This window comes from Micropruina glycogenica (genome assembly GCF_900289045.1).
GTDB classification, from domain to species: Bacteria; Actinomycetota; Actinomycetes; order Propionibacteriales; family Propionibacteriaceae; genus Micropruina; species Micropruina glycogenica.
The window spans coordinates 1,082,865-1,096,452 of record NZ_LT985188.1 but is presented as its reverse complement, the minus strand read 5'-3'; the positions used below and the strand labels follow the sequence as shown (position 1 = coordinate 1,096,452).

Sequence of the window (13,588 nt, the reverse complement as noted above, 5' to 3'; positions counted from 1 at the left end):
TGTCAGTAAAGCGCTCTGGACAACAGCATTCACCGCGGTACGCGCGGGTCACGCGCCGGTCTGCACGTGCAGAATGTGCGCCGGCTGGGTGGGGTTGAGCCGCACGAAGTTGCGCTCGCCCCAGGTGAACGCCGCACCGGTGAGCTCGTCGCGCAGCGGCACCGTGGTCTGCCCGGCCAGACCCAGCGCACCCAGGTCGAGCCAGACGTCCGATTCGACGGTGTTGTCGGGATCGAGGCTGCAGATCACGATCACCACGTCGTCACCGTCGCGCTTGCTGAAGGCGATCACCGCGTCGCTGCCCGCGTGGTGAAAGTGCAGTTGCCGCAACTGCTGCAGCGCCGGGTGCGCCTGCCTGATGGCGTTCAGCGTGCCGAACAGCATGTTCAGGTTGGGCTCGGCGGTGTAGTCGCGGGGCCGGTACTCGTACTTCTCTGAGTTCAGGTACTCTTCACGCCCCGGGGCCAGCACCTCGTGCTCGAAGAGCTCGAAGCCCGAGTAGACGCCCCAGGTGGGCGACAGGGTGGCGGCCAGAATCGCCCTGATGCTGAACATCGCCGGGTTGCCCGACTGCAGGTGGAACGGGTTGATGTCGGGCGTGTTCACGAAGAAGTTGGGCCGGTAGAACGCCGACATCTCGCCGGCCAGCTCAGTGGCGTACTCGGTGAGTTCGTACTTGGTGGTACGCCAGGTGAAGTAGGTGTAGCTCTGGTGGTAGCCCACCTTGCCCAGCGCGTGCATCATCTCGGGCTTGGTGAACGCCTCGGCGAGAAAGATCACGTCGGGGTCGGTCTTGCGCAGTTGAGCGATGATCCAGCCCCAGAACTGAACGGTCTTGGTGTGCGGGTTGTCGATGCGAAAGATGCGAATGCCATGGCTCATCCACAACTTGAACAGCCGCAACACCTCGTTGAAGATGCCGACCGGGTCGTTGTCGAAGTTGATCGGGTAGATGTCTTGATACTTCTTCGGCGGGTTCTCGGCGTAGGCGATGGTGCCGTCGATACGGGTGGTGAACCACTCGGGGTGTTCCTTCACCCAGGGGTGGTCGGGGCTGGCCTGCAGGGCGAAGTCAAGTGCCACCTCGACGCCCAACTCTTTGGCCCGAGCCACGAACCGGTCGAATGACTCGAAGTCGCCCAGGTCGGGGTGAATCGCGTCGTGACCGCCGTCGGCACTGCCGATCGCCCACGGCGAGCCGGGGTCTTTGTCGGTGGCGTCCAGGGTGTTGTTCTTGCCCTTCTTGAACGCGCTGCCGATGGGGTGAATGGGCGGCAAGTAGATCACGTCGAAGCCCATCGCGGCGGCCGCCTCGAGCCGGCCGTGCGAGCTGTCGAACGTGCCGGACGTCCAGTGGTCGGTCGCCTCGTCGTAGCTGGCGCCCTCGGAGCGCGGGAAGAACTCGTACCAGGCGCTGAACAGAGCCCGCTTGCGGTCGACCCAGATCGGAAAGTTCGCGGTGGGTGACACCAGTTCGCGCGGGCCGTAGAGCTTCATCGCCGAAGCCAGTCCGGCACCGTTGGCCACTTCGAGCAGGTCGGCGGCCTTGCGCTGGGGAATCAGCAGTTGGGCGGTGGCGCGCAGAATGGACGCCTCGACCGGATCGCCCGCAGCGTCGGCCTGCGCAGCGGTGCGTTCGAGCAGGTCACGGCCTTCGAGGCAGACCAGTTCGAGGTCGACGCCGGCGGCCAGTTTGGCCTCGGCGTTGTGGTGCCAGGTGCCCCAGGGGTCCGACCAGCCCTCGACGCGGAACGTCCACGGGCCCTCGGCGTCGGGCCGTACCCACGCCTCCCAGCCGTCCAGCCCCGGCGGGCCGACCTGCGTCATGTCGGTGCGGGTCTCGACACCCTCGGGGCTGGTCAGAATGACCGACGCGTTGACCGCGTCGTGCCCTTCGCGAAACACCTTGGCCCGAATCGGGATCAGTTCGCCCACTGCGGCCTTCGCCGGGTAGGCGCCGCACTCGATCACGGGCCACACCTTGGCCACCGGTATGCGGCCGAAGCCGAAGGGGCCGGTCATCACGGGGGACAGGTCGACTGGAAGGGGGGCCTCGACGCCCAGCACCGGTTCGCTCACGTAAGCGACCCTAGCGGTTGCGACCCCGTCAGGTGGAGGGCTCACCGGGACTCGCGGACGAGATGACGAGGGCAAACGCCGAGGTGTCGAGCATGTGCGGCATGCAGCGGCGAGAACCTCGTCAGCGAGGCGAGCGCCGGGATCTCTCTTCGCGTGTCGCACGGCCGCCCGATTGCGTCCGATCTGGGACGCGTCTCGCCTCACTGAGCGGGGATCGGTGTCGAATCTGACGCAATCTGACGCAATCTGACGGGCCGCTGCGTGGTCGGGTTGGGAGATCCCGGGGCAAGCCCGGGATGACGTCACCCACAGGGCGCTGAACCACGTCATCCCCGCGAACGCCGGGACTCCGTCGTCGTGTCGAACGGCCGCCGGATGACGTCCGATCTGGGACGCGTCTCGCCTCACTGAGCGAGGATCGGTGTCGAATCGGACGTAATCTGACGGGCCGCTACGTGCTCGGATTGGGAGATCCCGGGGCAAGCCCGGGATGACGTAACCCCCACGAGGCGCTGAACCACGTCATCCCGGCGAACGCCGGGATCTCTACAGCCGCGTCAGATGACCGGGTCGGGGTCCACGTCGACCGTCGTCGGTTCGTCGACGGGCTCGTCGGGTGTCGTGGGCGACGGAATCACCGTGGGCAGGTGGGCCAGCACGTCGCCGTGTAACACCACCACCGTTCGCGCCGGCACCGTCACCGTCGAGCCGGCCGACATGGGTCGGTGCGGTAGCTCCTTGTCGAGCCCGGTATGGGCGGCGATGGTCCACTCACTGGCCCACGGTTGCCCGGGCAATGTGAGCACGATGGGCTCGAAGCCCGCGTGCACGAAGATCAGAAACGCCTCGTTGGGGTCTGACACGTACTGCCCGAGCGTGCGGCGGCCCTGCTCGTGCCACTGGTCGATGGTCATCTCTGTGCCGTGCTCGCTGAACCAGGCGACCTCTGAGCGGCCCAGTCCGTCGCCGTCGTCGTCGACCACCTCGCGGTGCGAGCGGAACTGCGGGTTACGCAACAGCGGGTGCTCGGCGCGCAGGGTCAACAGTTCACGAGTGAGGTCGAGTTGGGCGGCCCACTCGTCGGCGGTGTGCCAGTCGACCCACGAGGTGGGGGAGTCCTGACAGTACGCGTTGTTGTTGCCACCCTGGGTGCGACCCATCTCGTCGCCGGCGGTGATCATCGGCACGCCGGCCGACAGCAGCAGGGTGGCCATCATGTTGCGTGCGGTGCGCTGCCGGGCCGCGTTCACCGCCGCGTCGTCGGTCTCGCCCTCATAACCGTGGTTCCACGACCGGTTGTCGTCGGTGCCGTCACGGTTACGTTCTGAGTTGGCCTCGTTGTGCTTGAGGTCATAGGTGACCACGTCGCGCAGCGTGAAACCGTCGTGGGCGGTGACGAAGTTGATCGAACTGGTGGCCGGACGCCCGCCGTGGTCGAAGGTGTCGGACGATCCCGACAGCCGCGTCGCCAACTCTTGTACGCCGTTGGTGGCGCCGCGCCAGAAGTCACGCACGTAGCCGCGAAAGTGGTCGTTCCATTCCGACCAACCCTTACCCCAGCGCCCGACCTGGTAGCCGTAGGGACCGAGATCCCACGGTTCAGAGATCATCACCTTGTCGGCCAGCACGGGGTCCGCGGCGATCGCTTGCTTGAACGCGTGGTTCTGGTCGACGTGATGATTGGTATCGCGGATCAGCGTGGTGCACAGGTCGAAGCGAAACCCGTCCACGCCCATGTCGGTGGCCCAGTAGCGCAGCGAGTCGAGCACCATCTGCAGCACCCGCGGGTGGCTGGTGTCGACGGCGTTGCCGCAGCCGGTGACGTCGTAGTCGTTGCGGTTGTCGCTGGTCAGCCGGTAGTAGCCGCCGTGGTCGATGCCCCGAAACGACAGGGTGGGGCCCTCGTGGCCGCCCTCGCCGGTGTGGTTGTAGACCACGTCGAGAATCACCGCGATGCCGGCTTCGTGCAGCTTGCCGACCAGGTGCTTGAACTCCGCCACCTGGCCGCCCAGGGTGCCGGCCTTGGCGCTGGCGTAGGGGGCGTGCGGCGCGAAGAAGCCGAGGGTGTTGTAGCCCCAGTAGTTCACCAGGCCGCGCCCGACGATGAAGGGTTCTGACACGAAGTGATGCAGGGGTAGAAACTCGACCGCGTTGATGCCGGTGTCTGTCAGGTGCTTGATCACCGCGTCGTCGGCGAAACCGGCGTAGGTACCGCGCAGGCCCTCCGGCACCTCGGGGTGGCGCTGCGTGTAACCCTTGAGGTGGGTCTCGTAGATCACCATCTCGCTCAGCGGCACCGTGACGGCCAGCGGCGTTGGGGGTGGGCTGGGTGCGACCACCACGCTCAGCGGCACCGCGCCGAAGCTGTCGGTGGTGTCACGGGTGAAGTTCGACTCGGCGGTGTGGTCACTGATCGGGCCGCGGTAGTCGACGTAGCCGGTGATGGCCCTGGCGTACGGATCGAGCAGCAGCTTGGCAGGGTTGAACCGCTGCCCGTCCTCGGGTTTCCAGTCGCCGTGCACCCGGTAGCCGTACCGCTGGCCGGCCCCGACGCCGGGCACGAAGGCACTCCAAATGCCCTCGTCGGGGTTCAACGCGAGGTCGACGTTGGTCTGGTTGTCGGCGTCGTCCACCAGAGCCAGCTCGACGCGGACGGCGCGCGGAGCCCACAGCGCGAACTCGGTACCGCCGTCGCGCAGGTGCGCGCCGAGCGGAATGGTGGTGGCCGGAGCGCTGTGCACTGGCTCGGTCATAGGCTGCCTTCTGTCGAAATCATTCGATGCCCCCCGACAGCGAACGGTCACCCACCCTGCTGGGGCACCGGCTTCATATAGTGCCGTATGTAGGTGACGAGACAAGCATTCAAGCAGCTAGGCGACCAGATCAGGTAATTCACACGGGTGGAGATATGGCAACGGTGAGCGAGCGCGACTACTTCGACCACGCGGCCGGCGCGCCGCTGGTCGAGGTGGCCCGCGCCGCGATGGACGCCGTGTGGCGGCTACCCGGCAACCCCTCGTCCTTGCACACGGCGGGACGCTCCGCGCGCCGCCTGCTCGAAGAGAGCCGCGAGACGTTGGCGGGCTGCCTGGGCGCGCACCCCACCGAGATCGTGTTCACCTCGGGCGGCACCGAGGCCAACAACCTGGCCCTGTTGGGCGCGTCGTCGCGGCCGGGGCGGCCGCGGCTGGCGATCGGGGCCACCGAACACCCGTCAGTGACGGGCGTGATCGAGCGGCTGCCGGGGCGGGTGGACGTGTTGGCGGTCGATCGAGACGGCCGGCTGCAGACCAGCGGGTTGGACGTGATCACCGAACGAACGGCGCTCGTCTCGACCATGCTGGTCAACAACGAGACCGGGGTGGCGCAGCCGCTGGAACAGGTGCTGGCAGCGGCTCGTGCGGCGGATGCCTGGACGCACACCGACGCCGTGCAGGCCTTCGGTCACCTGCCACTCGACTTCGCCGACCTCGGCGTCGACGCCATGACGGTCACCGCACACAAGCTGGGCGGGCCGGTGGGCATCGGTGCGTTGGTGGTGCGCCGTGATCTGGCCCTGGCCGCACCGGGTTTCGGCGGCGGGCAGGAACGCAAAGTGCGTTCGGGCACCGCCATGGTGGCATTGGCGGTGGGGTTCGCCGCGGCAGCGCGGGCAGCAGTCGGTGATCGCGAGACCGAGGCGGCCCGGCTCGGCGTGCTGCGCGAGCGGCTGGCGGCGGGCATCACCGACAGCATCGTTGACGTCATGGTCAACGGCACCGCCCCGGTCAGCCCGGCCGTTCTCAACGTCACGTTCACCGGCTGCCGGGCTGACGACCTGCTGCTGATGCTCGACGCTGCGGGGCTCGATTGTTCGACAGGCTCGGCCTGCACCGCGGGCGTCCATCAGCCCAGCGAGGTGCTGCTGGCGATGGGTCGCAGCGAGGCCGAGGCGAGTTCGTCCCTGCGGTTCTCGTTCGGACCCACGACCGACGACGCGGCGATCGACCGGCTGATGGCGGCGCTGCCCCAGGCGGTGGCGCGGGCACGGGCGGCCGCTTTGTAGAATCGGCGGGTGCGAGTTCTGGCGGCCATGAGTGGCGGTGTCGATTCGGCGGTCGCGGCCGCCCGCATGGTCGAGCTCGGGCACGACGTCACCGGCGTGCATCTGGCCCTGTCGAAGAACCCGCAGACGTATCGGTCGGGCGCCCGGGGCTGCTGCTCGCTCGAAGACAGCCACGACGCCCGGCGAGCCGCCGACGTGCTGGGCATTCCGTTCTACGTCTGGGACTTCAGCGACCGCTTCGCCGCAGACGTGGTCGACGACTTCGTGGCCGAGTACGCCGCTGGCCGCACCCCCAACCCGTGCCTGCGCTGCAACGAGAAGATCAAGTTCGCCGCCGTGCTCGACCGGGGCATCGCACTGGGCTTCGACGCCATCGCCACCGGGCACTACGCGGTGCTTCGCGAGGTGGACGGCCGCACCCAGTTGTGGCGCTCGGCCGAGCAGGCCAAGGACCAGAGCTACGTGCTCGGTGTGCTCAACCAGGCCCAGCTCAGCCGTTGCCTGTTTCCGCTCGGGCCCGACACCGCCAAGGCCGACGTGCGCGCCGAGGCGTCCGCTCGCGGCCTCTACCTCGCCAAGAAGCCCGACAGCCACGACATCTGCTTCATTCCCTCCGGCGACACCGCCGGCTTTCTGGCCAAGCACCTGGGGTCGAGCGCGGGGGACTTCGTCGACGAGCAGGGCGTCGTGGTCGGTTCGCACGCGGGCTCGCACGCGTTCACCGTCGGCCAGCGCCGAGGCCTGCACCTGGGGGTGCCCGCCGACGACGGCCGTCCGCGCTACGTGCTGGGCATCGAGCCGACCACCAACACCGTCACCGTCGGCCCGCACGAAGCGCTGGCGGTGCGCCGCATCGACGGCATTCGGCCCACCTGGGCCGAGGCCGAGGTGCTCGGCTCGTGGCGCGGGCTGGTGCAGGTGCGTGCGCACGGGGCGGCGCTGCCGGCGTGGATCGAGGGCCGCACCGAATCGATCACGGTGCTGCTCGACGACGCCACCCACGGCATCGCCCCTGGTCAGGCCGTGGTGTGTTACGACGGCGACCGGGTGGTCGGCTCGGCCACCATCGCCGCCACGGCCCGCTGATGGTCGGCGTCACTGGGGTCGGGTCGCTGCCCGGCACCGACTACCCGGCGGCCGTGCGGCTGGTGTTCGACACCCTTGGGTCCGTCGACAACGGACTGCCACACCTACCCGAACTGCCCGCGCGGGGGCCGTGGGCGGGGTTGATCGGCCGCGCCTGCGGGCTGCTGGTCGACCTGCCGGTCAGTTTCGACGCCGGCGTGTGGCGGCTCTCGGACGCCACCGGCATCGACGGCCGCCGGGCCCGGGCCACGCTGCGCGACGATCTCGACATGCTGCAGGAGCAGGCGCACGAGTACGCCGGCCGGTTCAAGGTGCAGGTCACCGGCCCGTGGACGCTGGCGGCATCAGTGTTCCGACCGCTGGGCGGCCGCGTGCTCGCCGACCGCGGAGCGCGACGCGACCTGGCGCAGTCATTGGCGCAGGGAACGTCCGACCTGCTGGCCGAGATCGCAGCGAAACTGCCCGGGGCCGAGCTGGTGCTGCAGGTGGACGAGCCGGCGCTACCGGCCGTGCTGAGTGGGTCGGTGCCCACCGAGGGTGGCTACTTTCGGCACCGCAGCATCGACCTGCCCGAAGCGGCAGAGTCGCTCAAGCTGCTCAGTGCCCTCACACCGGGGGCCGTGCTGCACTGCTGCGCCTCGGGGCTTCTGCCGTCGCTGGTGGCCCAGTCGGGTTTCGGCGCGATGTCGCTCGACCAGGATCAAATCACCGGCTGGGACGCCGTCGCCGAGTTCGTGGACCACGGTGGCTCGCTGTACCTGGGGTGCCTGCCCACCGCGTCCGAGCGGGCCTGGAGTGTCGACCAGGTGGTGCGGCGGGCATTGAAAGTGCTGCGGCCCTTGGAGCTGGGCTCCGCCCTGGCCGACAACCTGATGCTCACCCCCGCGTGCGGATTGGCGGCGTGGTCGGCGGCCGGGGTGTCGGCGGCAACGAAGACGCTGCTTGGCGCGGCACCGCTGGTTGACGAGCACTTGCGCACCTGAGCGGCTCAGACTGTTGATCGAACTTGTCGAGATCCGATCTCACCTGCACCGTCACCTCGGCGCACCCCGCGATCTCGAGATCGTTGCACGCCTTCGGGTTGACCGTTCACTTTCGTGTTGCAGCACGAAATCGAGCGGCTTGGGCGAAAGGCTCCAGCGATCCCGAGATCGCGAACCTGCCGAATGAGGGTCTCGACAGGCTCGACCAGCATCAGTTCGGCGAGTCCTCCTTCACCTCCACGTCCGCTTCCCCATCGGTGCCGCGGCCTCGGGGGAACAGGGATTCGACGTCGACGGTGCCGTGGATATGGGCCTCGAACGTGCCGGCGCCTGCTGCAATCGCCTTGTAGGTGAACCGGAAGTCGCGGACTTCGCCTGCCTCCAGCACGGAGTCCGGCTCGTCACCGGTCGAATCGCCCCCGAAGAACGCGTACATGGTCTCGGCGGTGGTGCCGCTCGGCACCACCGGGTCGCTGCTGCTGCCGCCCTCACGGAAGATGATGAGCGGGGTGCCGGACGCCTTGATCTTTGCGACATCAGGATTCGTGGACGTCAGGTGCAGGGTCCAGCCGGTGACTCGCACGGCCCCGTTCGTGACGCGCACCGAGAAGGAGCCCTCCTGGGGTGAGACGAGGTTGTCGGTGACCCGGGTGACCCTCACCTGGATCGAATGCAGGTAGTCGGAGGTCAGTTGGGGCAGGTCGGCCAGCTGGAACGACCCGTTGGGCAGTGGGAACGGGTCGGTGGTCGTTGCGACGGCCTCCCGCTCAGACACTGAGGTGGACATGGTGGACTCCTTGGGTGGTGGTTGGTTCCTCCCCGGTCGGGGAAGTCTGGGGGGTGCCGGCGATGGCCGCCAGCAGCGCGGCCCGGTTCGGGCCGGCGACGGGGTGCGCCGGTTCGCCCAGGTAGCGGACGGTCCGTGCGCGCACCTCGGCGTCGGCGAACAGCTCGGCGGGGGTGGCGATCATGCCGCCGATCCGGCTCGAGGCGCGAGCCAGCAGGGGGGTCGTGCAGCGCGCCGGTGCGCAGGGCGACGGTCATCGCCCAGCCCGGTTCGTCCGACCGGTAGTCGACGCCGCGGCACTCGGCCAGCAACTCGCCGGCCCGGTGCCGGGCGAGCCACATCGTGGCATCCACCCAGCCGCCGACCCGTTCGGCGTAGCGGTCGGCGTAGCGGGCAGCCGCTCTCGCCCAGGGCTCGCGCAGCACGTCGCGCAGCGCCAGGGCGCTGAGCGCACCGATGGTGAGGCCGCGACCCAGCAGCGGGTTGGTCACCGCACGGGCGTCGCCCAGAGTCACCAGTCCGTCGATCGGCCCCGGCTCGGTGTCGCGCAGCAGGTCTGTGCCGGCGTGCACCAGCACGTCGCTGACCGGACGGCCGTGGTCGCGCCACGCCGCGCCGATCGGGCTGCATCGCACCGCCCGGTCCCACACTTCAGGCTGCCGCAGGGGCAGCAGGCGGCGATCGCCGGCATCGACGGCGAGCACGAGCGCGTAGTGGTGCCGCTCGGCCGGCAGTGTGAGCAGCGACCAGGAGGGGTGGTGGGTGAGGATCGGCCCGAGGCGCGGCAGCCGGCCGTCCGGCGACTCGAAGTGCCGGCAATAGAAGGTGAGCCGCTGCCCGGAGCGCTGCTCGGTCACGGTGCCCTGCTCGGGCGTCAGCCAGCCCGGCACCGGGCTTTGTCGGCCGGCCGCGTCGACCACCAGATGGGCAGGCAATGCGCCCTGTTCGGTGCGCAGCCCGCCGACCGCGAGCCGGCCGTGCGTGCCCGGCAGCAGTCCGACGGCACGAGTCTCTCGGCGCAGGTCCAGGTTCGGCTCGCGGGCGGCGAGACCGGAGAGCACCTGCTCGAGCAGCGCGCGGCTCAGCGCCAGGGTGGCGAACGCGTCGTCGCCGTGCTGGGTGCCTCCGGTGATCCTGTCGTCCGGCTGGTGCAACAGGTTGAACGGCTCGGCTCCGGCGTCGATCAGCGCGTCCGACACGTCGGGCAGCGCGCGCCCGAGATCCTGGAGCCAACGCGGCATCACGACGTGCGGCAGGCGAAACTGGCTGACCCCGGGCCGCTCACCAGGGCGCGGGTCGGCGGTGCGGGGGAGCGGGTCCGGTTCGCAGACCACGACCCGGTGGCCGTCCCGGGCCAGCAGCAGCGCCGCGGTCAGCCCGGTCGGGCCGGCGCCGATCACGGCGATGTCGAGGGTTCGGTGGGTCATGGTGGGCCTCCTGGTTGCTGCCCATACGGTGCCTCGCCCGATTGCTCACTCTCCAGGCCGGTCGCTGCTCACTTTCTGCTCAGTCTGGGGTGTGACCACGCCGGTCTCGACCGCCCACAGCACGTCGCACAGCCGTTGCACGGCCAGGGCGAGGTGCCGGCGGTAGGTGCTGAACGGCAGGTCGAGCAGGTCGGCGGCAACCTCCTGCGACGGGGCGCCGTGCAGGTAGGTGCGCTCCAGCACCCGGCGGTGCTCGGCGCCCTTGGGTTCGTCCGCCAGCCGCTCGATGGTGCCGGTGAGCACAGCGGCCAGCTCGCCGGCGTCCGGACGCTGCACCAGCCCCGAGCCCAGCAGTGGGGAGTCGGCCAACCGGTCCGGCCGGCGCAGAACCGACAGCGCCATGCGGACGGCCTGATCGAACTCGTCGCGGCCCAGCGGTGCGGGGCGCAGCAGGTGCTCCGGCGGTGGACCCATCTCACCGGTCAGTTCCCGCGTGGCCATCATGTCGTCGAAGGCCGGTACGTCCAGTCGACGCCGGTCCCAGCCCCACCCGCCGACCGGTCCGTCCCCCAGGTCGACGGTGAACATGCGCTCCATGCCCAGGTACTCGAAGTACGGTCCGTAGCCTTCGGGGTCGGGGGTCACGATGAATCTCCAGGCCGAGGCGCGCAGCCGCCACTCGAGCACGCAGGCGGCACCGTTGACCAGCAGCAGCAGCGGATCCCCCCAGCCGCCCGTGGCGGCGCCGAACCGGCAGACGTCGATGCGTTCCCCCTGCCGCAACGGCCCGTGCCGCGCCACCAGGCTCCAGATCGTCGTGGCGACGGGATCGTCCAGGTCGTCGGGCGGCGCGGTCAGGTAGCCGTGCAGGGTCAAGGCCGCCGGGCCGCCGTCCACCCTGATGCGGTACGGCCTGCTGGTCGGCAGCGCCAGCCAACGCCGGGCGATCCGGGCCGCGCGGGCGCCCTCGTCACGCTCGATCAGCTCCAGCATCCAGCCGTGGTCGGCGGGTGTCGCCCGGTGCAGCGTTGGCAGGGTCGCGGCGGGCACGCCGGCCATCCGCGCGGTCAGCGGACCGCCCCGGTGCAGCAGCAGCAACTCGTTGGCGGCGCGCTCAGGGTGGGCCTCGCGAGGGTCGTCCACGCGTTGCAGGAAGTAGGTCCGCACCGCCCGGTGCAGGGCCACGTAGCCCTCGGGCGAGCGGTGCCGGAACTCGGCCTCGAAGAGCTCGCTGACCACGTCGTGCAGGTACAACCCGTTGGGCCCGTGCCGCACGTAGGGACGCTCGGCCAGCCAGTCCCAGACCTCGTCGGCCCGGTCGCCAACGGTGCGCGCCAACAGGTCCTGGGTGGCCTGCGCGGCGTGGGCGCAGGTGGCCAGGCCGAGCCGATGGGCGGGGCTGGGCACGTCGTCCATGATCCGCACGCACAGCCGACTGACCACGTCGGGTGCATCGTCGAGCTCGGCCAGGCCCGGACGACGACGGCTCGCCTCGGCCAGCAGCGCCAACACCAGTGGGTGGCCGCCCGCCAACCGCGCCAGGTCGGCACGGCGGTCATCGGGGACGCCCAGCTGCTCGAGCAACTGGTCGCTCTCGGCGCCACTCAAGGGTTCGAGCTCGTGCGCCGTCGACAGGGCGCGCCAACCGGCGTCCAGCCACCACGCATCGGACGGCGCCGAGCGACCGGCCAGCACGGTCACGGTCTCCGTCGGCAACGAGGGCAGGAACGCTGCCCGGAACCACTCGTCCAATGGAGCCAGCAGCTCGTAACCGTCGATCAACAACAATCCGGGCGCGGTGACGTCGGCCACCGAGCCGTACCACTCGCTGACCGCGCCCGGCGACCCCACCACGTCACGCCCGTCCAGCCGGTGCACGGCACGCTGCGCTGCCCGCCCGACCCGATCGGCAGCGTCCAACAGCGTGGTCTTGCCGATTCCACCCGGGCCATGCACCAGATGCACCCGCTGCGGCGCAGCCCCCTGCAGCGAAGCCGTAATCGCAGCCAACGTGCTACTTCGGCCGACAAACCCCTCGGCACGCAGCCGGTCGAGGCTGCGCGCACCGTCAAGCGCACCGTTACTCATGATCGCGAGCACCAGCGGGAATCGGCGGCAGCACCCGGGGGCGTGTGCATTCAGTCACGGTAGGCCTCCCAGCCGTGCCTGTCGATGACTGGGGGTGGCCAGCCCAGATCACTGCGACCGCAGGGCATGAGGGCGCCAAGCTCGATGGGTCGTGCGTGCCGCGTCACATCGGCAATGTCAGCTGAAGCCCGAGTGCGCGAGATATCGTCGGTTGGTATCGGAGGTTCCCTTATGGAGCAGATACTCATCCGGCACCTGCCACCGGGCACCAAGGCCGCCTTGCGCGCCCACGCCAAGCGGCACGACCAATCCGTCGAGGCTGCCGCGCGCGACCTTCTCACCCAGGCTTTGCACCGTGATCCGGCCACTATCGTCGACCTCCTGACTACCGACGAGGGTGCAGAGATCGACTTCGATCCGCAGCGTCTCGCACTCACCCAAAGCCCAGTCGACGTGTGAGCTTCTGCTTGACACCAAAGTGGTGCTGGGCGACGACCCGCAACACCAAACACCTCGAGCCGCTGCGAGGTGCCTGCATCGACTCCCGGCTCACCACTCCCACATGAGTTTCGCCACCGCACGCGCACAAATGGGGTAAACTCAGCGGCAAGGTAATCAAGAAGGGCGTTGAAGCCATCACGCGCACGCCTATTGGAGACGACATAGTTGAGGTTTGGCGCACCGTCGGATTTAAAGAAGCGGAGGACATTCGTAAGAACGGCTTCTATCAATACGGGCCCACCGAGGTTAAACATCTCTTCGAAAATATGGAGGATGCGCTCAAAATGATGGAAGACAAGATTAGGGGGACGAATGACTGGCCACAAGTTCTTACTCGCGGTCTTGTTCCCCGTCACGTGATCAATCAAGCGCGGAGACATGTATCGGCGGGCGAGGGCCCTGGTTGGGTCACCCGCGAAGGCGACGGAATCTTGCCACAGATCTGCAGCGTGGTTTGTGTATGAACGGCTCCAAAGTGACGATCAGGGAATCTATGAGTGAGTACGTGTCAACATGGGTCGCTGGAAATATCGATTTATTAACGACTGCAGAAGGAGGGCTCCGGCGCAGCTGGGAGGCGCCCACTCCGTCC

General features: G+C 68.9%; 9 protein-coding genes. 4 read left to right on the top strand and 5 right to left on the bottom strand.

What is annotated here, in order from left to right; all coding sequences use genetic code 11:
- Positions 1-48 precede the first annotated feature (48 nt).
- Both MPLG2_RS05120 and glgX read right to left on the bottom strand, forming a co-directional pair.
- Positions 49-2,022, bottom strand: a complete 1,974-nt coding sequence (locus MPLG2_RS05120) for an alpha-1,4-glucan--maltose-1-phosphate maltosyltransferase (RefSeq protein ID WP_231935964.1) — start codon at positions 2,020-2,022, stop codon at positions 49-51.
- Positions 2,023-2,636: 614 nt separating this feature from the next.
- Positions 2,637-4,832, bottom strand: a complete 2,196-nt coding sequence (gene glgX, locus MPLG2_RS05115; protein ID WP_105185214.1) for a glycogen debranching protein GlgX — start codon at positions 4,830-4,832, stop codon at positions 2,637-2,639.
- A gap of 155 nt (positions 4,833-4,987) precedes the next feature.
- Here glgX and MPLG2_RS05110 point away from each other — a divergent pair, with 155 nt between their 5' ends.
- Genes MPLG2_RS05110 through MPLG2_RS05100 form a run of 3 tightly spaced genes read left to right on the top strand, consistent with a single transcriptional unit; the run spans position 4,988 to position 8,193 of the window.
- Positions 4,988-6,124: a cysteine desulfurase family protein gene (locus MPLG2_RS05110; RefSeq protein ID WP_173909598.1), complete on the top strand. Its 1,137-nt coding sequence runs from the start codon at positions 4,988-4,990 to the stop codon at positions 6,122-6,124.
- A gap of 9 nt (positions 6,125-6,133) precedes the next feature.
- Positions 6,134-7,210: a tRNA 2-thiouridine(34) synthase MnmA gene (gene mnmA / locus MPLG2_RS05105; protein WP_269459171.1), complete on the top strand. Its 1,077-nt coding sequence runs from the start codon at positions 6,134-6,136 to the stop codon at positions 7,208-7,210.
- Complete coding sequence (locus MPLG2_RS05100) at positions 7,210-8,193, top strand: uroporphyrinogen decarboxylase/cobalamine-independent methonine synthase family protein (protein WP_105185212.1); 984 nt, start codon at positions 7,210-7,212, stop codon at positions 8,191-8,193. The genes mnmA and MPLG2_RS05100 overlap by 1 nt, the downstream gene beginning before the upstream one ends.
- 211 nt (positions 8,194-8,404) lie before the next feature.
- On the opposite strand, the gene MPLG2_RS05095 is transcribed toward MPLG2_RS05100, so the two are convergent.
- The 3 genes from MPLG2_RS05095 to MPLG2_RS05085 are packed head-to-tail and all read right to left on the bottom strand — an operon-like array spanning position 8,405 to position 12,495.
- A complete protein-coding gene (locus tag MPLG2_RS05095) occupies positions 8,405-8,980 on the bottom strand; it encodes a hypothetical protein (protein WP_158680889.1) in 576 nt (191 codons plus the stop codon).
- The gene (locus tag MPLG2_RS05090) at positions 8,881-10,407 is read right to left on the bottom strand and encodes an FAD-dependent oxidoreductase (RefSeq protein ID WP_105185210.1); all 1,527 of its coding nucleotides are present in this window, start codon (positions 10,405-10,407) and stop codon (positions 8,881-8,883) included. Before MPLG2_RS05090 ends, MPLG2_RS05095 begins: the two co-directional genes overlap by 100 nt.
- Positions 10,408-10,452: 45 nt before the next feature.
- On the bottom strand, positions 10,453-12,495 hold the full coding sequence (locus MPLG2_RS05085) for an ATP-binding protein (RefSeq protein ID WP_158680888.1): 2,043 nt from the start codon (positions 12,493-12,495) through the stop codon (positions 10,453-10,455).
- A gap of 192 nt (positions 12,496-12,687) precedes the next feature.
- On the opposite strand from MPLG2_RS05085, the gene MPLG2_RS05080 reads away from it, so the two are divergent.
- Positions 12,688-12,954 carry a FitA-like ribbon-helix-helix domain-containing protein gene (locus MPLG2_RS05080; protein WP_197710089.1) on the top strand — a complete coding sequence of 89 codons (267 nt, stop codon included), beginning with the start codon at positions 12,688-12,690 and terminating at the stop codon, positions 12,952-12,954.
- Positions 12,955-13,588: the final 634 nt, after the last annotated feature.

Excerpts from the sequence above, each read along its gene's own strand:
- MPLG2_RS05120 (WP_231935964.1), bottom strand. The coding sequence starts at position 2,022 with ATGACCGGCCCCTTCGGCTTCGGCCGCATACCGGTGGCCAAGGTGTGG.
- glgX (WP_105185214.1), bottom strand. The coding sequence starts at position 4,832 with ATGACCGAGCCAGTGCACAGCGCTCCGGCCACCACCATTCCGCTCGGC.
- MPLG2_RS05110 (WP_173909598.1), top strand. The coding sequence starts at position 4,988 with ATGGCAACGGTGAGCGAGCGCGACTACTTCGACCACGCGGCCGGCGCG.
- MPLG2_RS05100 (WP_105185212.1), top strand. The coding sequence starts at position 7,210 with ATGGTCGGCGTCACTGGGGTCGGGTCGCTGCCCGGCACCGACTACCCG.
- MPLG2_RS05095 (WP_158680889.1), bottom strand. The coding sequence starts at position 8,980 with ATGTCCACCTCAGTGTCTGAGCGGGAGGCCGTCGCAACGACCACCGAC.
- MPLG2_RS05090 (WP_105185210.1), bottom strand. The coding sequence starts at position 10,407 with ATGACCCACCGAACCCTCGACATCGCCGTGATCGGCGCCGGCCCGACC.
- MPLG2_RS05085 (WP_158680888.1), bottom strand. The coding sequence starts at position 12,495 with ATGAGTAACGGTGCGCTTGACGGTGCGCGCAGCCTCGACCGGCTGCGT.